Raw genomic sequence first — 19,037 nt, 5'->3', positions numbered from 1 at the left:
ACCCGATACCCGATATGCAACGCGGCGCCGTCACTTGCCCGCTGTCTTCTCGCCGAACGCGGTAACGGCCTGTTCCGGATCGCGCGCAAGCCCTTGCGCGAACACCTTCAGGCCTTCGAGCAGCGGCGTCAACGCATCCCACAGCGCGTCGTCGTGCAGCAGCCGGTACGCGCCGCGCACGCCGGGCGCGACGTGCTCGTGCTGCGCCGGCTGCCACGCGCTCACGTGATGCAGCGCGTCGGCCGCCGCGAACACGGCCTTGGCGAACTGTTCGGGCGGAATGCGCGACAGCGCCATCAGCAGCGCCGCGAGATTCTGCATGCCGCTCTGCATGCCGGGCTTGTCGAACGCATCGACGAACGTGTCGGCCAGCCGCGCGTTCGCGCTGACGACCTCGTTCGCGAAATGCAGGAAACCATGCCGGTGCAGGCTGCCAAGCAGGTGTTCGAGCGCATCGTGCGCACTGGGCTCCGCGTGCGGAGGCGTGATGTCGGGGGGCTGGCGTTCGGTCATCGGCTCGTCTCCGGATGGGGCGCCGCGTTGCCGCCAGGGCGGCGGTCACGCGCACGCCGACTTCGTCTCGTTCATCCTCCACTGCGAGGCGGCACCGCTCGCGACGGCCCGGTACCCGGCTTCTTCGACCTGCGTTGTCGGACACATATGTCCGTACCCGACGGTCACGAAATGACAAGCATTTGAAAAATCCGGATGCTCGGCCCGATAGCGAAGCATGCGTGCGCACCCGTCACGATTCCCGCCGGGTTCCTGGCTGATCGTCGGCCGTTCCGCGATCGTCGCCGGTGCCCGGCGTGCCCTCGCTCGCGGCGGCCCGCTTCGCCAGTTCGAGATAGTTCCGGGCAAGCTCGCGCAACTTGTCTTCCGACGCATCCTCGATCCCGATCAGCTGATCGTTCGCCGCGCGCGTCACGGCGACGAGCTCGTCGAGCTTCAGGTGCAGCGCAACGCTGTCGCGGTTCTGGTTGTGCTGCAGCAGGAACACCATCAGGAACGTGACGATCGTCGTCCCGGTATTGATCACGAGCTGCCACGCATCCGAATAATGGAACAGCGGCCCGCTGACGAGCCACACGACGATAACGGCGACCGCGCTGCCGAACGCGACCGGCGAACCGGCCCAGACGGTCACGTGCGACGCCAGGCGTTCGAATGCACGCGTAACGGGATGCCTGGCCGGCACAAACCGTGGATCGGCCGCCGCTCCGCCGCCAGCGCGTGGACGGCCGCGGGATGAATCGTTCGATTCGCGCATGGTGCCTCCCGGATGAGACTGTCGGTCGCGGCGCGTGCGGGCCGGGGTTCGGCCCGTATGCGGGCGCCGTCGACGAACGAGTATTTCGACGAGCATTTCGCGTGCCCGGCGGGCTCGAACCGCGGCCTCCGGTCATAAAGCGCAAATCAACGCGCGCCAAACCATCTTCTGCAATTCACCCACCGTGCTTGCATAGCCTGCCCGGTCCCGGCTGTTCGGGAATGCGTCGAATGCGGTTCGCAGAGGGTTCCACGCGTCCGGGCTGCCCACGCTCCGTTACTTCGTACACGAAACCGACTTCGACCGTCCCGCCCCGTCAACCGAATGAAAGCAACCGACCGGCGGACTGGAGCCTCCGCGGGATCGACAGGTTGAAGCCCGCTCCTGCAACGCGTCACTCCGGCAGCACCGCCACCGCCTTGATCTCGACGATGTAACCGGGCGACCCGCCCAGCATGTGCGCACCGACCGCCGTCCACGCCGGCTTCGGATGCGCATCGACGTAACGGTCGCGAACCTGCATGAACAGCGGCAGGTCGCGCATGTCGGTATGGAACGTCGTCAGGTCGACCACGTCGTCGAACGATGCGCCGGCCGCCTCCAGCACGCGTTTCAGGTTCTCGAACGCCTGCACGATCTGCGCTTCGCGGCCTTCGACCAGTTGCATCGCCGCGTCGCGGCCGATCTGGCCGGACACGTAAAGCGTGTCGCCGACCTGCAGGCCCGGCGCGTAGCCGATTTTTTCGTACACCGCTTCCATTCCCGCCGGAACGATGGCTTTGCGATCACGCATGAATGTCTCCGTGGCCGGCGTCTCGGCGCCGGCCGGCTAGTTGGTTATCGATGAACACGTGCAAGCAGCTTCACCGCGCACCGCTCAGCCCGTATCGCCGCCCGCGACCGGCAGCACCGTGCCGGTGATGTAGCTCGCTTCGTCGGATGCCAGGAAAAGGATCGGTGCGATCTGCTCGTCGAGGCTGCCGTAACGCTTGAAGAATGTCGAATCGGTCACCTGCCGCACGGCTTCGCTCATCCACGCCCGTTCCTGCTCGCTGTCGCCGGCCGCATTGCGCGGCACGCGGCGCGGCGGCGCGCTGGTGCCGCCCGGCGCGGTCGCGACGACGCGGATGTTGTGCTCCGCGTATTCCATCGCGAGCGCGTGCGTCAGCGCATTGACGCCGCCTTTCGCCGCCGAATACGGCACGCGGCGGATGCCGCGCGTCGCGTTCGACGAGATGTTGACGATCGTGCCGCCGCCGCGCGCGAGCAGGTGCGGCAGCACCGCGTGGCACGTATAGAGCGTCGGCATCAGCGAGCGGCGGATTTCCGCGTCGATCTGCGCCGGCTCGAATTCGGCGAACGGGCGCATGCGTATCGCGCCGCCGACGCCGTTGATCAGGATGTCGATGCCGCCGAACGTCTGCACCGCACACGCGATCGCCGCGTGCGCGCCTTCGTAGGTTTCGAGATCCGCGACGAATCCGGCCGTCTCGCCGCCCGTCGCTTCGGCCGCCACCTCGGCGATGAAATCCGCGCGATCGACGAACAGCACCTTGCCGCCTTCGGCCGCCGCGCGCAGCGCGACGCCGCGGCCGATGCCCTGCGCCGCGCCGGTAACGACGACGACCTTGCCCGAGAATCGTTGCATGATCATGCCGCCTTTGCCGTGACGTTGGGGGTGAACTTCTCGTAGTGGAAGCTGTTCGGCTTCACGCCTTCGTCGTCGAAGTACGTGCGCACCGCGTCGACCATCGGCGGCGGCCCGCACAGGTACACGTCGACGTCGCCGTCGTTCAGCGCATCGGCCGGAATGTGCTGCGTGACCCAACCCTTGCGCGGATGGCTCGACCCGGCGTCCGCGACGACGGTCGCAAAGCTGAAGTTCGGCAGTTTCGCCGCATACGCCTCGATCGCGTCGACCAGCACGAGATCGAGATCGCGCGTCACGCCGTAGATCAGGTGCACCTTCTGCTGCGAACCGGTACGCGCCAGCACCTCGAGCATCGACAGGAACGGCGCGAGGCCCGTGCCGCCCGCGAGGAACAGCAGCGGCCGCTGCACGTCGCGCAGGTAGAAGCTGCCGAGCGGCCCGTGCAGGTCCAGCTTGTCGCCCGGCCGCGCCGATTCGAGCCACGTGCTCATCACGCCGCCGGGAATCTTCTTGATCAGGAAGCTGACCTTCGCGTCGGCCGGCGCCGACGAGAAGGAATACGAACGGTGCTGGCCGCTCGCGGGCACGTCGATGTTCACGTACTGGCCCGGCAGGAACACGGGCGCGGCCGCGCCGACGTCGAGTTCGAGCACGACGGCCGCATCGTTGTGCTGCTCGACCTTGGTCACCGTCGCGGCGAACCCGCTGTGGCCGGTCTTGCATGCGACCGACGACGTCGGCACCGCGATCACGCAATCGCCTTGCGGCACCATCTGGCAGGTCAGCACGAGGCCGCTGTCCTTTTCGTCTTCGGTGAGCGCGTCGTCGATGTAGTCGTCGCCGAGGTCGTAGCTGCCGCTTTCGGCGCGGCACTTGCAGGTGCCGCACACGCCGTCGGAACAGTCCATCGGCAGGTTGATCTTCGCGCGGAAGGCCGCGTCGAGGACTTTCTCGCCGGCCTTGCAGTCGATGAAGCGGGTCACCCCGTCCTCGAAATTCAGTGCAATCTTGTAGCTGGACATGGAATCACCTCCACTTCCCTTCATGACAAAACAACGGCGTCAGACGTGATAGACGTCGAGCACCTGCCGGATGTAGTCGTTCTTCAGCACGATCTTCTTGTACGAGATCAGCCATGCGTCGCCCGCCTTGCGCAACGTGACGAACATCGTGCCGAAGAAGTGATCGGTCACGCGGTAACGATGGTTCAGCGTGTGAAAGTTGTAGCGCACGTCGACCTCGTCGCCGCGTTCGGCCAGCACCTCGACGTTCGTCACGTTGTGGCTGGTACGCGGCTCGGGCGTCGACGCGCCGCTGCGCTCGGTCTTGATCCGGAACACGCGATCCTCGAGGCCGCCGCGATCCGGGTAGTACATCAGCGAGATCTGGCTCTGGTGGTCGTCGGTCGGCCGATCGTCGTCGTCCCACGCGGGCATCCAGTACGTGACGTCTTCCGCGTAACAGGTCAGCCACTCGTCCCACTGGCGATCGTCGAGCAGGCGCGCTTCGCGATACAGCGCGGCGCAGATGGTTCGGTAATCGAAGTTCATGCCGCCACCTCCCCGCGTTCCTTCTTCAGCGCATCGCGCATCACCTGCACCCAGTGTTCGTGCTGGCACACGAACAGCCCTTCGTCCTCGCTGCGCTCGCCCGAGATGCGCGGGTTCATTCCCATCTTCCTCGCGTTCTCGTCCGGGCCGTCGACCCACAGCGGCGCACCGCGCGACAGGTCGTTCCACATCGCCGTAATGCCCGCATAGCCGGCCTGGCATGCGCGGAACTCCTCGAGATCGTCGGCGGTGCCCATGCCGGTCACGTTGAAGAAATCCTCGTACTGGCGAATGCGGAGCGTGCGGTCGGCTTCGCTCTCGCCCTTCGGCGCGAAACAGAAGATCGTGACTTCGGTCTTGTCGACGCCGAGCGGCCGCACGACGCGGATCTGCGTGCTGAACTGGTCCATCAGGAACACGTTCGGGTACACGCACAGGTTGCGCGTCTGGTTGACGATGAAATCGGCCTGCACGTCGCCGACGCGCGCCTTGATCTCTTCACGGTGCTGGTACACGGGCCGCACTTCCGGGTTCATCGTTTTCGTCCACAGCAGGATGTGGCCGTTGTCGAAGCCGTACACGCCCGCGACCGACTTGCTCCAGCTGTTCGCGTCGACGGCCTTGGTGCCGTCTTCCTTGCGGCGGCCCATCGTCGCCGCGTAGTTCCAGTGCACGGTGCTGACGTGGTAGCCGTCGCAACCGTTCTCCATCTGCATCTTCCAGTTGCCTTCGTAGATGTAGGACGAGTTGCCGCGCAGCACTTCGATCCCGTTCGGCGCCTGGTCGACGATCTGGTCGATGATCATGCGCGTTTCGCCGAGGTAGTCCTCGAGCGGCAGCACGTCGACGCTGAGGCTGCCGAACAGGAAGCCGCGATAGTTCGCGAAGCGCGCGACCTTCTTCAGGTCGTGCGACCCGTTCGTGTTGAACTGCACCGGATACTCGGTCGTCTTCTCGTCCTTCACCTTCAGCAGCTTGCCGGTGTTCGAGAACGTCCAGCCGTGGAACGGGCACGTGAAGCTGCCCTTGTTGCCGTGCTTGCGGCGGCACAGCATCGCGCCCTTGTGGGCGCACGCATTGATCACCGCGTGCAGCTCGCCGGTCTTGTCGCGCGTGACGACCACCGGCTGGCGGCCGATCCACGTCGTGTAGTAGTCGTTGTTGTCCGGGATCTGGCTTTCGTGCGCCAGATACACCCAGTTGCTCTCGAAGATGTGCTTCATCTCGAGTTCGTACAGCTCGGCATTGGTGAAGATGTCGCGGCGGCAGCGGAATACGCCGGCCTCCTTGTCATCCTGCACGGCGGTGGCGAGCAGGTGATCCAGTTCGTTGGCTTGGTCGAGGGTGGCGGACATGTTGGCTCCTCCCATGCGCGTGCCGCGTCCTGCAACGCACGCTCGCATCGGTATCGGTTGAATCTCGAGGGGACCCGGCCGGCGTCGGCGCATCCGCGCCGCGCCGGCGGGCGGTCAGGCCGTCGCGGCTGCGCGCAGGCGGTGGACGATCTGGTTGTCCTTGCCCTGTACCAGCGGCGTCAGCACGAAGTTGAACTCGATGTCCTGGTACGCATCGGCCTTCATGCCGAGCGCCGTGCCGCCGGTCTTGTCGACCACCGGCGGGATCAGTTCCTCGCGCGTCGCGTACGCGAAGTCGTCCCAGATCAGCGGATCGCCGGCGATGTTGAACTGCGTCGTCAGCTTGCGGTGGTCGTTGCTGTCGACGAAGAAGTGCACGTGCGCCGGGCGGTTGCCGTGGCGGCCGAGGCCGTTCAGCAGCTGCTGGGTCGCGCCCTGCGGCGGGCAACCGTAGCCGACCGGCATCAGCGTGCGGAATTCGTACTTGCCGTCGGCGCCCGTCCTCACCGCGCCGCGCAGGTTGAATTCGGTCTGCGCGCCGGTCGGGTCGAAGTGCGAGTAGAAGCCCTTCGAGTTCGCGTGCCAGCATTCGACCACCGCGCCCGCTACCGGCTTGCCGTCGAGGCCGGTCACCGTGCCGTGGATCACGAGCGGGCCCGCGCCTTCGTCCGCGTCGAGGTCGATCTTCGATACGCCGTCGCGCACCGGCGCGCCCGCCACATACAGCGGCCCTTCGATCGTGCGCGGCGTGCCGCCTTCGAGACCGACCGCCTTGTCCTCGGTGTCCATCCGGATGTCGAGATACTTCTCGAGGCCGAGGCCGGCCGCGAGCAGCGCTGCTTCGCCATCCTGACCAAGCTTGTTCAGGTAGTTGACGCCGGCCCACACTTCGTCGGGCGTGATGTCGAGATCGTCGATCGCCTTGAACAGGTCGCCGAGCAGGCGCAGCACGATCTGCTGGGTACGCGCGTTGCCGCCGTTGCCGCCGGCGTTCGACGCGGCCTTCAGCAGATCCTGCACTTCCCGGCTATCGAAAACTTTGACGCTCATGATGATGTCTCCATGTGTATTTGGGGGAATGACGGCTTTGCGTGACTCGGGTTACCGCGCGGCTTTCGTGAGCCCGTCGCGGGTGAAACGCCTGACCTTGTCCTCGTCGAGTTCGATGCCGAGACCGGGGCCGTCCGGCACGGTCAGTTCGAAATCGCTGTAATCCAGCGGCTGCGTCAGGATCTCTTCGGTGATCAGCAGCGGCCCGAACAGTTCGGTGCCCCACTGCAGGTTCGCGAAACTCGCGAACAGGTGCGCGGAAGCGACCGTGCCGAACGCGCCTTCGAGCATCGTGCCGCCGTACAGCTCGATGCCGGCCGCGTCCGCGATCGCGGCCACACGCTGTGCCGCGAAGAGCCCGCCGCTCTGCTCGATCTTGATCGCGAACACGTCCGCGCCGTGATGCTTCGCGATGTCGAATGCGCTGTCGGGGCCCTGCAGGATTTCATCGGCCATCAGCGCGACCGGGAAGCGGCGCATCAGGCGTGCGAGCGCCGCGGCCGACGCGACCGGCTGCTCGACCAGTTCGCAGCCGGCGTCTGCCAGCGCCGGAATCGCGCGCGCGGCCTGCGTCTCGCTCCACGCCATATTCACGTCGACGCGCACCGACGCGCGATCGCCGACGGCCTTCTTGATCTCGGCCACGTGCCGGATATCCGCGTCCGGCGACTTCGCGCCGATCTTCAGCTTGAACACATTGTGGCGGCGCAGGTCGAGCATCCGTTCGGCTTCGGCGATGTCGGTGGCCGTGTCGCCGGAAGCGAGCGTCCATGCGACCGGCAGGCGGTCGCGCCGGCGCCCGCCGAGCAGCTCGCCGACCGACACGCCGAGCCGCTTGCCGTGCGCGTCGAGCAGCGCGGTTTCGAGCGCGCTCTTCGCGAAGTGGTTGACCTTCGCGAGCTTGCCGACGAACGCCATCAGCGTCTGGATGCGGGTCGCGTCCTTGCCGACGATCGCCGGTGCAAGGTACGTGTCGATCGCGAGCTTCATCGCCTCGGGGCTTTCCGGGCCGTAGGCCATCCCGGCGATCGTGGTGCCTTCGCCGATGCCCGTCGCGCCGTCGCTGCAGAACACCTTCACGAGCATCAGCGTCTGGCCGTGCATCGTCGCGACCGACAGCTTGTGCGGGCGGATCGTCGGCAGATCGACGAGACGGGTTTCGATGCGTTCGATGGTGACGGTGGACATGGGGCGCGCTGCGTATGGGGAGTTCATGGGACGGATTTATACGCGCCGGGCAAATTCACCGTCCAATACTTTTAGGCGTGTTTTTCGATACCTTACAGGTATTGAAATAGGACTGGATACGCGAAATATTGCGATGCGCCATACCTTGTCTGGATAGGTATATGGGCCGGAAGGCTTGATGGCGCGGGTTGCGCGCGCTCGAGCCACTGCTTGCGCGAGGGCGTGACGCGGCGGCGCTCCGAGCCGGGGAATCCGGCCGAAATCCGCGTCCCGACGGGACGGGATCAGGGTTTTCCTGAGGGAACAACGGCGTGGTTGGCCTTCCGGATTGCGACTTCGACTTCGGTGAACGATCGGCAGGAAATCGGTACGCGGATACCGACGTGCTCGCCGATTCGTGCGGCGACACCCGCTGTTTCGCTCGACGGCGCGCGTCCCTGCCGCCGTGACGGCGGAAACGACACGCCGTTCGCACGGCGGTATCGGAGTGTTCAGTTTCCGCACACGTCGACGCGTGCCCCCACCGGCCGGCGCGGGCACGGCGGGTGGGAACAAACCCGGATGGCTCCGCTTCCTCTCGGCCGCCTACCCTCGCGCGCATGCCGGTCGGCGCAATGCAAGGCCCGATCCGGCGGGTCGGAATTTCCTCAGGAGCGTACATGGATAGCAGCAGCAACACGGCACTGTTCGACGCCGGCGTCTGGCACGGCAAGACTTTCAACGGGCGCTGGCACGCCAGCCCGCACGCGGTCGACGTAATCGAACCCGCGACCGGCAACACGCTCGGCCGCGTCGGCCTCGCGGACGGCGCGGCGGTGGCCGATGCGGCAGCCGCCGCGCATCGCGCGCAGCCCGCGTGGTTCGGCCTGCCGTACGACGAACGCGCGGCCGTCCTGCGCCGCGCGGCGGCCGTCGCGGAAACGCACTTCGATTCGATCGTCGACTGGCTCGTGCGCGAAAGCGGATCGACGCGCGCGAAGGCGTCGTTCGAAACGTCCGTCACGATCAAGGCGCTGCACGAGGCGGCGGGGTTGCCGTCGCGCGCGGCCGGCGAAGTCCTGCCGTCGGCGGCTGGCCGGCTGTCGCTCGCGCGGCGCCGCCCGCGCGGCGTCGTCGGCGTGATCTCGCCGTTCAATTTCCCGCTGTACCTGGCGATACGCGCGGTCGCGCCGGCGCTTGCGCTGGGCAACGCGGTCGTGCTGAAGCCCGATCCGCGTACCGCCGTGTGCGGCGGCGTCGCGATTGCCCGCGTGTTCGAGCTCGCCGGCCTGCCGGAAGGCGTACTGCACGTCCTGCCCGGCGACGGCGCGGCCGGCGCCGCGCTGGTCGCCGATCCGAACATCGCGATGATCCAGTTCACCGGCTCCACCGCGGCGGGGCGCAAGGTCGGCGAGGCGGCCGGCCGCCACCTGAAGAAGGTCTCGCTCGAGCTCGGCGGCAAGAACTCGCTGATCGTGCTCGACGACGCCGACCTCGACCGCGCCGTCGCCAATACCGCATGGGGCGCGTATCTGCATCAAGGCCAGATCTGCATGGCGACCGGCCGCGTGCTCGTGCAGCGCGGCATTCACGACCGCTTCGTCGCGAAGCTCGTCGAGAAGGCCCGAAGCCTGCGCGTCGGCGATCCCGCGACCGCGGACGTCGGCCTCGGGCCGCTGATCAATGCCGCGCAGCTCGATCATGCGGCGAGCCTGGTGGACGCGGCCCGTCGCGCGGGCGCGCATGTCGAGACGGGTGGCGGCCATCGCGACCTGTTCTTCGAGCCGACCGTGCTGAGCGGCGTCGCGCCGGGCAACCCGGCGTTCGACGAGGAGATTTTCGGGCCGGTCGCGGTCGTCGTGCCGTTCGATACGGACGAGGACGCCATCGCGCTCGCGAATCGCAGCGAATACGGGCTGTCGATGGCGATCCTGTCCGCCGACGTGGGCCGGGCGCTGAGGATCGGCGAGCGCCTGAACACCGGGCTGCTGCACATCAACGACCAGACGGTCAATGACGAAGTGATCAACCCGTTCGGCGGCGTCGGCGCATCGGGCAACGGCTCGAGCATCGGCGGTGCCGCGAACTGGGAGGAGTTCACGCAGTGGCAGTGGCTGACGATCAAGGGTGAAGCGCCGCCGTATCCGATTTGACAAGGAGACCGAACATGTACACGGAAAACGATTCACGCGTCGTCACCGCAGCCGTCGCGCGCGCGGCCGGCGCGCCCTTCTCGATCGAAACCGCCCGCCTGCGCGCGCCGCGCGACGACGAGGTGCGGGTGCGCGTCGTCGCGACGGGCCTGTGCCACACCGACCTGATCGTGCGCGACCAGTACTACCCGGTGCCGCTGCCGGCCGTGCTCGGTCACGAGGGCGCCGGCGTGGTCGAAGCGGTCGGCCCGAACGTGACGACGCTCGCCGCGGGCGATCACGTCGTGCTCACCTACGGCGCGTGCGGTCACTGCCCGTCCTGTGTCGGCGGTCACGGCGCGTACTGCCGGCGCTTCTTCGGGCTGAATTTCGGCGGCGCCGACGCCGACGGGCAGACCGCGATCCGCGACGAACACGGGCAGCCGCTGCACGATCATTTCTTCGCGCAGTCGTCGTTCGCCAGCTACGCGCTCGCGCGCGAGAACAACGCGATCAAGGTGCCGCCGGAAGCGCCGCTCGAACTGCTCGGGCCGCTCGGCTGCGGGATCCAGACCGGCGCCGGCGCGGTGATCCACTCGCTCGCGGTGCGCCCGGGCAGCAGCTTCGCGAGTTTCGGCGCGGGTGCGGTCGGCATGAGCGCCGTGATGGCCGCACGCGTCGCCGGCGCAACCACCATCATCGCCGTCGACATCGTGCCGTCGCGGCTCGCGCTGGCGCTGGAGCTCGGCGCGACGCACACGATCAACAGCAAGGAAGTCGACGTCGTCGACGCGATCCGCACGATCACCGGCGGCGGCGTCGACTTCGCGCTCGAATCGACCGGGCTGCCCGCCGTGCTGTCGCAAGGGATCGAGGCGCTCGGCTCGCGCGGCACGATGGGCGTGGTCGGCGCGCCGAAGCTCGGCACGAAGGCGGAATTCGACGTCAACAACCTGCTGCTCGGCGGCCGCTCGATCCGCGGCATCGTCGAAGGCGACAGCGTGCCGCAGACGTTCATCCCGCAGCTCGTCCAGCTCCATCTGCAAGGGCGGTTTCCGTTCGACCGGCTGGTGAAGTTCTATCCGCTCGACCAGATCAACCAGGCCGCGGAGGACAGCAGCAACGGCATCACGCTCAAGCCGATCCTCCGTTTGCCGCATTGAGCGCGGGGGCACCGCCCGCTGCCGGGGCCACTCGGCGGCACGCGGCGGCGGCCCCTTTCGGGAAAATACGCCGCTTCGGGCGCCGGGCTATATTACGCATTCGCGCGACACGCCGCGCCGGCACGCCCGGCCCGGACCTTGGACCCTCATGGAGCGCAGCGTGAAGACGGCACCCGAATCCCCCTCGCGGCCGGTCGACCTCGACCGGCTCCGCGCCCGCTTCGCGGCGGGCGAACCGCTGCCGGAAACGGCGTTGCCGGCCAGCGTCGCGCGCTCGTGGCTGCGCTCGCGCGACGCCGGGCTCCGGCCGTGGCAAACCGCCCGCTATGAAATGCAGCGCGAGCTCGACGAATCGCGCGCGGACCGGCGGCTGTACCGCTGCGTCGCGCAGGAAATCGAGCCGCTGTGGGCCGCGTTCGGCGGCAGCGACTGGACGATCTTCTGCGTCAATCCGCGCGGCACGATCATCCATGCGCGGCGCAGCCCGCATTGCGACGACGCGCTGCTCACGCCGATCATCGCCGGACGCCGGATCGTCGAGCCGAACATCGGCACGACCGCGCCGAGCTGTGTGATTCACGACGGCACCGAGGCGGTCGTCGCGGGCGCCCAGCACTATCTCGACGAATTGTCGCGCGTGTTCTGTCTCGCGGTGCCGCTGGTCGGTTTCGACGGGGAAGTGATCGGCGCGCTGGACATCACCGGCGTCGGCCGGCGCAATGTCGTGCAGTTGCGCGAGCAGTTCCGGCATGCGGCGCTGTCCGCCGAGCAGCGGCTGTATGCGATGCTGCGCGACTGCCATCTGCTGCAGGTACAGCACGATCCGCGCTGGCTCGGCACACCGCTCGCGGGCGTCGTCGCACTCGACGAGGCGGGCCGCGTGCGCGCGGCGAGCCGGCTCGCTCGGCAGATGCTCGACCTCGCGCCTGCCGGGCCGATCGAACCGCGCGATCTCCGGCAACTCTTCCCCGGCGCGACGCCCGCGCAGCAGCGTCGTTTGCTGACACCCGCGCGTACGCCGCAGCGAATCGCGCGCGACGACGGCAGTCACGTCTGGGTTCGGGCCGTGCGCGCGCCGCTCGATCGTGCGACGATGCGGCGTCAATCCGATGCGCTCGAAGACGCCGTCGACGTGTGCGGCACCGCGCCGGCCGCCAGCCCGCAGGCAAGCCTGCACGAGCAGTCGCTCGACGCGATCCGCCGTGCGCTCGACGAGCACGACGGCAATGTGTCGGCCGCTGCGCGACAACTCGGCATCTCGCGCACCACGCTGTACGCGAAGCTCAGGCAGCTCGATGCAACGGGAATCACGAACGACGGGCCGCATTGACACTGCGTGCGGCGATGGTGCCTACGCCGCCGCCCGCCTCTCATGCGGCCGCCACGCGAACCAGGCGATCCCGACCACGAACGCGCCGACCACGCCACCGAAGGGTCAGCGGCCAGCCGCTGCGACCGACGCCTGCCATTGCGCGGCCACGCCGGCGTAATCCCTGATCTTGAAAGCCGAGCCGTCCTGGACATGGACCCAGCCCAGCGTCCGGTCTGCCAGCGGCTTGTCGTGCTCGTCCGTCGCGATCTTGACGATCGCATGCGCACGGATATGCACGAGACCGTCCGGATAGTCTGACGACGGGTTCGCCAGCGTCACCGTCACGAACGGGCCGAGGTCCTGCAGAAGTCGAGCGGCCGGCGGATGGTCGGCCATCAGCAAACTGCCGCCCTTGACGCGATCGTCCACGCGGATGGCCATGCTGTCCGGCCGCCGGTGCGCGGCAGTCGGCAGCGACATCCAGAGCACGTGATCCGGGTTCACATGGACGACATCGGGATCGCCCATGGCGTCGCGCGTTTCAATCCGGGGTATCGGCATGCAGGTCTCCAGTCGATCGTTGGGCACCCGGGCGCGGGTGCGTCGGCCCCATGATGATGCCGCAATATGTCGGCTTTCCACGTGCCCTCCGACGCGGGGCGGCGAACCTCGTCAGGTCCCCATCCGGAGCATGGCACGGCAACCTTTACCGGCCGGTCGGTGGCGCCGACTCAACCCGGCGCCACCGACTACCCTCGCCACGTTGCCTGCGCCAGCTTCGCCACCAGTTCGTCGTACACCACCCGGATACGACGGGGTATCGGGCCACGCCGCGGCCGATAGACGTGCAACTTCCACGGTTCGGGTTCGAGGCTCGACAGCAACCGCACCAGGCGCCCCTTCTTGATGTATTGCCGCACGAGATACTCCGAGCACTGGCCGAATCCCAGCCCTGCGCACACGGCGTCGATCTCAGCCTCGGCGTCGTCCGTCAGATAGGCCGGCGACGCGGGCTTGAATTGCTGCTCCGCGCGAAAAATCCACGGCCACGCCCGACCGCTCGCGCGGTCGATCAGGCACGTCACCGGCATCGATTCCAGTGCCTTGAGGTTTTTCGGCTCGCCCAGCCGTTTGATCAACGACGGAGCGCCAACGACCCACATCGGCAACGGCCCGACCATTCGCGCGACGAAGCGGTTGTCTCCGATCGCCCCGACCCGCACGCCGATGTCGATCTGTTCGTCGACGACCGGCGAGGGCACATCCGACAGCCGCAGGTCGGGCACGAGACCCGGATACCGCTGCATGAGATCGGTCAGGACCGGCTGGACGTAATGACGCCCCATGCCTGACGGGGCTGTGATCCTGACGACGCCGACCGGCTCGTCGACCTGACCGTTCGCGGCGCCGAACAGCCCGTCGACGGCTGAAAGCGCCGCCTGCGCTTCAAGCGCAAACGACTGCCCGAAGGCGGTAATCCGGATACTGCGGGTCGTCCGGTGGAACAGGGTTTCGCCCAGCATCTCTTCCAGTTCGCGCACCGCGCGCGTCACGACCTGCGGCGACACACCGAGCCGCGCGGCCGCCTCGCGGAACGTGGGCGCCGTGGCCGCCGCGGAAAAGATCTTCAGGATGTCGAGCCGGTTGAGCATGAGGAACCCTTTTGACGCTCGCGAAGAAGCGGTTTCAATTCCCGAAACGGGAATTCTGAATGCGCCATTGTTCCATTTTTTTGCGACCGACGAACGACCACAATGAGCATCAGACGTCGCTTCGACGTGAATGGTCAACCACTTTGGGGAATCTCATCATGAACGCAAGCACACATCCGGCTCAACTCGCGGGCCGCATCGCACTGGTGACGGGTGCCAGTTCCGGCATTGGCCGCGCATCCGCGATCGAACTCGCGCGGCGCGGCGCGAAGGTCGTCGTTTCCGCACGGCGCAAGACCGAACTGGATCGACTGGTCGACGAAATCACGGCCGCCGGCGGCGAAGCGAAGGCTTTCGCCGCGGACGTCGCGAACGAAGACGAGCTCCGCAAGCTGTTCGATTTCACGGTATCGACCTACGGACGCCTCGACATCGCATTCAACAATGCCGGCACGGAAGGCGTGTTCGCGCCGCTGCTCGAGCAGGATGCCGAACGATTCGACATGGTGTTCGAACCGAACGTGCGCGGCGTGTTCAATTCGATGAAGTACGCAGCCGAAATCATGCTGCGTCAGGGCTCGGGCAGCATCATCAACAACGCGTCGATGGGCGGGCTCATCGGCTTCGAGAATGCGTCGGTCTATATCGCGAGCAAGCACGCGGTGATCGGGATGACGAAGACGGCTTCGATCGAGTGGTTCAAGCGCGGCGTCCGCGTCAACGCACTGTGCCCCGGGCTGATCGAAACGCCGTTCCATCATCGCGGCATCTGGCCGTCGGACGATGCGCGGGAGGGCTTTGCCGCAGCGACACCGGCAGGCCGGTGGGGATCCGCCGAGGAGATGGCGACGATCGTCGCGTTCCTCGCATCGGACGATTCCAGCTATGTGTCGGGGCATGCGCTCGTGGCCGACGGCGGCTATTCGATTGCATGACGCCTGAAGCGCGAACCTAGATGCCGTGGCGGTTCATCGTCGCGTAACCGGACCGACAGCGCGAAATGACTGCGCGTTGTCGGTTCGCACATCCCGGTTCGCACGGGAAGCGAATGCATCGGGCCGCTGCCGCCTTCACTTCACTGCACGCCGGAGGCCGGTGTCGGCTCCGCCACCGCCCGTTTCGCGTGAAGGCGCAACGCGAGCCACGCGATCCCGACCGCGAACGCGCCGACCACGCCGCCGAAGGTGCCGACCCACGGCAGCCCGAAGTCGCCCGCGATATGGTTGCCGAGCAGCGCACCGGCGCCGATGCCGACGTTGTACAGGCCCGAGAAGATCGACACGGCCAGGTCGGTCCCCTCCGGCGCCAGCTTCAGCACCCACGCCTGCATCGCGAGGCCGAAACAGACGATCGCCCCGCCCCAGACCAGCGTATGCACGGACAGCGTGACGATGTTCAGCGCGCACGGGAACAGGATCAACAGGCAGCCCGACAACGCGACGATCGACGCCAGCAGGAACTTGTCCGGCTGGTGCGGATAGACGCGGTTGAAGCAGACCGCGGCCGGCATGCCGGCGATGCCGAACAGGATCAGCACATACGTGATCCGGCTGTTGCTCGCGTGGTTGACGCTCTGGACGAAGGGCTCGATGTACGTGTACGACGTGAAATGCGCGGACACGACGAGCACGGTGATCGCGTACAGCGCCACCAGCGCCGGCTTGCGCAGAAATACGCCGATGCTGCCGACTGATCCGGCGCCCTGGCTCGGGAGTTCCGGCAGCGTCGCGCGCAGCAGCAGCAACGCGATGCCCGCCGCGCCCGCGATGATCAGGAACGTGACGCGCCAGCCGAACGCCTCGCCGATCACGCGCCCGAGCGGAATGCCGGCGACCATCGCGATCGACGTGCCCATCGCCAGCATGCTGAGCGCACGGCTTTTCCGGTCGCTCGGCGCGAGCCGCACGGCCAGCGGGACGGAAATCGACCAGAACACCGCATGCGCGCACGCGATGCCCAGCCGGCCGACCATCAGCACCGCGAAATTCCACGCGATACCGGTGACGATATGGCTGACGATGAACGCCACCAGCGCCCAGACCAGCAGCCTGCGGCGCTCGACATGACGCGTGACCAGCGTCAGCGGCAGCGACACGACGGCGACGGCCCACGCATAGATCGTCAGCATCAGGCCGACGTCGGTCGGCTGCATGTGCAGGCTGTCGCCGATCGCGCTGAGCAGCGCGACGGGGACGAACTCGGTGGTATTGAAGATGAAGGCGGTGAGTGCCAGGGCCCATACGCCCCACCACGATTGACTGGAACTGACGGCGTCCGGTGTTGCCATACCTGGGATCGACGAGGGTTGGGGGCGCGTACGGCGCGGAAAAGTCCGGCCCGGGCCCGGCCCGGCGCATCGCCGCGATTGTACCAGCGGTGCCTGACTCGTCGCAGCACGGCACGTTGGGGCCACGGGACATCGCCATGACATGGCCGCGCGCCGATAATGTGTCGGCAGGATTTTCATCGACGATTCGCTCGAACCCTATCGAGCCAGGAGATTCACATGCGCATTGAAACGTCTTTTCTGTTCGATCTCGACGGCACGCTCGTCGACAGCGTCTATCAGCACGTGCTCGCGTGGAAGGAAGCGCTCGATGCCGAGGGCATCGAACTGTCGGTGTGGCGCATCCACCGCAAGATCGGGATGAGCGGCGGCCTGTTCCTGAACCAGCTGCTGCGCGAGACGGCGGGCGACATCGACGCCGAGCGCGTCGAACGGCTCGCCCGACTGCATGCGGCCGCGTACCAGCGGCTGCGCGCGCAGGTTCGGCCGCTGCCGGGCGCGCGCGAGCTGCTTGCCGCGCTGTCGAGCGCGGGCATCCGCTGGGCGATCGCCACCAGCGGGCGGATGGAAACGGCCGCCATCAATCTCGAGGCGCTCGGCGTCGATCCGGCAAAGAACGTCGTGGTCACGCGCGACCAGGTGAAATATGCGAAACCGGACCCCGACCTGTTCCTGACCGCGGCCGCGCAGCTGAACGTGCCGATCGAACACACGGTGGTCGTCGGCGACAGCATCTGGGACATGCTCGCCGCCAGCCGCTGCCGCGCGCTCGGCGTCGGGCTGCTGTCGGGCGGCTACGGCAGCGACGAACTGGAACGTGCGGGCGCGCTGCGCGTGTACGACGATCCGGCGGATCTGCTGTGGCATCTGGATGAAATCGCCGCGCGGCCGTAGACCATCCGCCGCACCGGGGTCGCCTTCGCCGGATTGAAGCCTCCCGCGCGCACTTCACGCGGCCGGCACGGCGAACAGCATGCGGCCGGCCGGGTTCACGTCGATTTCGTAGCGGCTGCAGCCAAGGCCGCGCGTCGCGGCCGGGGTCGTACCGGCAGGCGGCGCGGGTGCGCGGATCGTGCGTCGATGCGTCCCGGTCAATCGTCGTCGACGCGCTTGTCGATCAGGTAGCGACCGCGCTCGACACCCGCGCGCAATGCTTCGTTCTCGGTCAGCCATTCGGGGCCGGCGGCCGCCGGCTCGACCAGCTCGATGCGCTCGCCGCCGACATACACCTGCACCTCGTCGCGCCATGCGCCGCTATCGTTGCGCCGCGCCCATACGAGGATCTCGTGGCCGCGATACGGGTCTCGAACCTGTGCATCCTGTTGATGTTGCACGATGGCCTCCTGTGCTTATCTGCGATAACGATGCAAAAAATGCGCGCCGCCCGATCGCCGAGCGCGCCGGCCGCCCTGCTCGCACGCAGCGTGCCCGGCCGGCACGCGCCTTGCGCCCCCTTACGTCCCCTTACAGCCCCATTGCGCGTCGAACCGCTACCGGTAAGCGTTTGGGCGAAACGGAAGGAATGCACATCATGATCGGGCACCTCGAACGCGTCGGCCCCCTGCTGCCGGCCGCGCTGCCCGGCACTCGTGATGCTCGCGGCTCGAATGCCGCGTCATCGCGCAGCGTCAACCGCGCATGCTGCGCTCGTCGTCGAGCATAGCGATCTCACGCTCGGCACGCTGCACGATACACCCGGCGCGCGACGCGTGCGCATGAAGCGGTTCATCGTCCGGCAGTCGGACGACGATCCGGACACCGACGACATCCCGGCCCCGTTCTCGCGCACGAGCGGACCGGAATTTGCAACGCTCGGCAAGACGCTGCAAAACATCGCCGGCGTGCGGACCTGCCGCCCCGACACTTCGTCAAGGAGCTTCGTGTGACCCAGACCGACCTGCTCTCCTATCTCGTGACGAGCGAACTGGCCGCCCGCATGCGGTTCGGCGGATGGCTCACCATCAGCCAGCGCGTCGGTGCGCTGCGCGCGTGGCTCGCGTGCCATCACGCCGAATGCAGCTGGCTCGACCGGATCAGGATCGCGAGCGCAGCCGCGACGATCGCGCAGGAGATCTACGAGATCGCGGTCACGCACGGCCTCGAAAACGGCGAACGCGTACGGCTCGACGCCCGTTCGCCGGAGCTGCAGGCGCTGCGCGCCCGCTGCGACGTGCTGCTGCAGCGCATCGACGGCGACCGGGACGTCGACGCACGATGATCGCGCCGGACCGCAGGAGCGTGCGGCTCGCCGCCATCGCAACGGCAGGCCCGGACGATGCAGCGGCCGCCGCGCTGCTACCGAGCGACGCATCGCGACACGGGCGACAGCACGGACATCCGCTCCATCCCGCGCATGTAAGTGCAAGCGGCAGTACAGCGGTCATGTAAAAACGACAGCCCGCCGGCGCCGGCATCCCGCCTGACCATTGCCGCATCGGACTCCACGCG

20 protein-coding genes and 1 pseudogene are annotated in these 19,037 nt (G+C 67.4%); 7 read left to right on the top strand and 14 right to left on the bottom strand.

Features of this window, described 5'->3' with window-relative positions; translation table 11 throughout:
- Positions 1-30 precede the first annotated feature (30 nt).
- The 9 genes from ACM6JT_RS32665 to ACM6JT_RS32625 all read right to left on the bottom strand — a co-directional run bounded on the left by ACM6JT_RS32665 (position 31) and on the right by ACM6JT_RS32625 (position 8,064).
- Positions 31-513: a hypothetical protein gene (locus ACM6JT_RS32665; RefSeq protein ID WP_034184424.1), complete on the bottom strand. Its 483-nt coding sequence runs from the start codon at positions 511-513 to the stop codon at positions 31-33.
- A 232-nt stretch (positions 514-745) separates the two neighbouring features.
- Entirely contained in the window at positions 746-1,270 is a 525-nt protein-coding gene (locus tag ACM6JT_RS32660; protein ID WP_131949581.1) for a low affinity iron permease family protein, read from the bottom strand.
- A gap of 394 nt (positions 1,271-1,664) precedes the next feature.
- Entirely contained in the window at positions 1,665-2,063 is a 399-nt protein-coding gene (locus ACM6JT_RS32655) for a RidA family protein (protein ID WP_175747886.1), read from the bottom strand.
- A gap of 84 nt (positions 2,064-2,147) precedes the next feature.
- A complete protein-coding gene (gene benD / locus ACM6JT_RS32650; RefSeq protein WP_105391529.1) occupies positions 2,148-2,924 on the bottom strand; it encodes a benzoate diol dehydrogenase BenD in 777 nt (258 codons plus the stop codon).
- A complete protein-coding gene (benC, locus tag ACM6JT_RS32645) occupies positions 2,921-3,943 on the bottom strand; it encodes a benzoate 1,2-dioxygenase electron transfer component BenC (RefSeq protein ID WP_034184428.1) in 1,023 nt (340 codons plus the stop codon). Before benC ends, benD begins: the two co-directional genes overlap by 4 nt.
- A gap of 39 nt (positions 3,944-3,982) precedes the next feature.
- The gene (gene benB, locus ACM6JT_RS32640) at positions 3,983-4,471 is read right to left on the bottom strand and encodes a benzoate 1,2-dioxygenase small subunit (protein ID WP_105391530.1); all 489 of its coding nucleotides are present in this window, start codon (positions 4,469-4,471) and stop codon (positions 3,983-3,985) included.
- The gene (locus tag ACM6JT_RS32635; protein ID WP_175747890.1) at positions 4,468-5,826 is read right to left on the bottom strand and encodes a Rieske 2Fe-2S domain-containing protein; all 1,359 of its coding nucleotides are present in this window, start codon (positions 5,824-5,826) and stop codon (positions 4,468-4,470) included. Before ACM6JT_RS32635 ends, benB begins: the two co-directional genes overlap by 4 nt.
- 114 nt (positions 5,827-5,940) lie before the next feature.
- Positions 5,941-6,876, bottom strand: a complete 936-nt coding sequence (catA, locus tag ACM6JT_RS32630; RefSeq protein ID WP_414857983.1) for a catechol 1,2-dioxygenase — start codon at positions 6,874-6,876, stop codon at positions 5,941-5,943.
- 51 nt (positions 6,877-6,927) lie between these two features.
- Positions 6,928-8,064 (bottom strand): muconate/chloromuconate family cycloisomerase, encoded by a 1,137-nt coding sequence (locus tag ACM6JT_RS32625; RefSeq protein ID WP_034184432.1) that lies wholly within the window; start codon positions 8,062-8,064, stop codon positions 6,928-6,930.
- Between the two features lie 659 nt (positions 8,065-8,723).
- Between ACM6JT_RS32625 and ACM6JT_RS32620 the strand changes: the two genes are divergently transcribed.
- The 3 genes from ACM6JT_RS32620 to ACM6JT_RS32610 all read left to right on the top strand — a co-directional run bounded on the left by ACM6JT_RS32620 (position 8,724) and on the right by ACM6JT_RS32610 (position 12,668).
- On the top strand, positions 8,724-10,196 hold the full coding sequence (locus ACM6JT_RS32620) for a benzaldehyde dehydrogenase (protein WP_131949589.1): 1,473 nt from the start codon (positions 8,724-8,726) through the stop codon (positions 10,194-10,196).
- Positions 10,197-10,210: 14 nt separating this feature from the next.
- Entirely contained in the window at positions 10,211-11,338 is a 1,128-nt protein-coding gene (locus ACM6JT_RS32615) for an NAD(P)-dependent alcohol dehydrogenase (protein WP_414857982.1), read from the top strand.
- Between the two features lie 160 nt (positions 11,339-11,498).
- Positions 11,499-12,668: a helix-turn-helix domain-containing protein gene (locus tag ACM6JT_RS32610; protein ID WP_235212567.1), complete on the top strand. Its 1,170-nt coding sequence runs from the start codon at positions 11,499-11,501 to the stop codon at positions 12,666-12,668.
- Between the two features lie 105 nt (positions 12,669-12,773).
- Here ACM6JT_RS32610 and ACM6JT_RS32605 read toward each other — a convergent pair whose 3' ends face one another.
- Both ACM6JT_RS32605 and ACM6JT_RS32600 read right to left on the bottom strand, forming a co-directional pair.
- Positions 12,774-13,211 (bottom strand): hypothetical protein, encoded by a 438-nt coding sequence (locus ACM6JT_RS32605; protein ID WP_414857981.1) that lies wholly within the window; start codon positions 13,209-13,211, stop codon positions 12,774-12,776.
- A gap of 188 nt (positions 13,212-13,399) precedes the next feature.
- Positions 13,400-14,302, bottom strand: coding sequence for a LysR family transcriptional regulator (locus tag ACM6JT_RS32600; RefSeq protein ID WP_175747894.1), 903 nt, complete (start codon positions 14,300-14,302; stop codon positions 13,400-13,402).
- Between the two features lie 158 nt (positions 14,303-14,460).
- On the opposite strand from ACM6JT_RS32600, the gene ACM6JT_RS32595 reads away from it, so the two are divergent.
- Positions 14,461-15,237 carry an SDR family NAD(P)-dependent oxidoreductase gene (locus tag ACM6JT_RS32595; protein WP_243566962.1) on the top strand — a complete coding sequence of 259 codons (777 nt, stop codon included), beginning with the start codon at positions 14,461-14,463 and terminating at the stop codon, positions 15,235-15,237.
- A 140-nt stretch (positions 15,238-15,377) separates the two neighbouring features.
- On the opposite strand, the gene ACM6JT_RS32590 is transcribed toward ACM6JT_RS32595, so the two are convergent.
- Positions 15,378-16,589, bottom strand: coding sequence for a sugar transporter (locus ACM6JT_RS32590; RefSeq protein WP_243566963.1), 1,212 nt, complete (start codon positions 16,587-16,589; stop codon positions 15,378-15,380).
- Between the two features lie 219 nt (positions 16,590-16,808).
- On the opposite strand from ACM6JT_RS32590, the gene ACM6JT_RS32585 reads away from it, so the two are divergent.
- Positions 16,809-17,483 (top strand): HAD family hydrolase, encoded by a 675-nt coding sequence (locus ACM6JT_RS32585; protein WP_047904178.1) that lies wholly within the window; start codon positions 16,809-16,811, stop codon positions 17,481-17,483.
- 54 nt (positions 17,484-17,537) lie between these two features.
- On the opposite strand, the gene ACM6JT_RS32580 is transcribed toward ACM6JT_RS32585, so the two are convergent.
- Together ACM6JT_RS32580 and ACM6JT_RS32575 are read right to left on the bottom strand one after the other, a co-directional pair.
- Positions 17,538-17,684 (bottom strand): hypothetical protein, encoded by a 147-nt coding sequence (locus tag ACM6JT_RS32580; RefSeq protein WP_165948176.1) that lies wholly within the window; start codon positions 17,682-17,684, stop codon positions 17,538-17,540.
- The gene (locus ACM6JT_RS32575; protein ID WP_034184441.1) at positions 17,681-17,923 is read right to left on the bottom strand and encodes a DUF6566 family protein; all 243 of its coding nucleotides are present in this window, start codon (positions 17,921-17,923) and stop codon (positions 17,681-17,683) included. Before ACM6JT_RS32575 ends, ACM6JT_RS32580 begins: the two co-directional genes overlap by 4 nt.
- A gap of 268 nt (positions 17,924-18,191) precedes the next feature.
- Between ACM6JT_RS32575 and ACM6JT_RS32570 the strand changes: the two are divergent.
- Positions 18,192-18,475: pseudogene (locus tag ACM6JT_RS32570) on the top strand (MgtC/SapB family protein); the annotation flags it as partial.
- On the top strand, positions 18,472-18,807 hold the full coding sequence (locus ACM6JT_RS32565) for a hypothetical protein (protein WP_034184442.1): 336 nt from the start codon (positions 18,472-18,474) through the stop codon (positions 18,805-18,807). The pseudogene ACM6JT_RS32570 and the gene ACM6JT_RS32565, both read left to right, overlap by 4 nt.
- Positions 18,808-19,037 lie beyond the last annotated feature (230 nt).

Origin of the sequence: Burkholderia sp. IT-111MI5 (genome assembly GCF_949752865.1) — a bacterium.
GTDB lineage: Bacteria > Pseudomonadota > Gammaproteobacteria > Burkholderiales > Burkholderiaceae > Burkholderia > Burkholderia pyrrocinia_C.
Note: the sequence above shows the minus strand (reverse complement) of the source record. Positions and strands in the feature narration are given on the sequence as shown.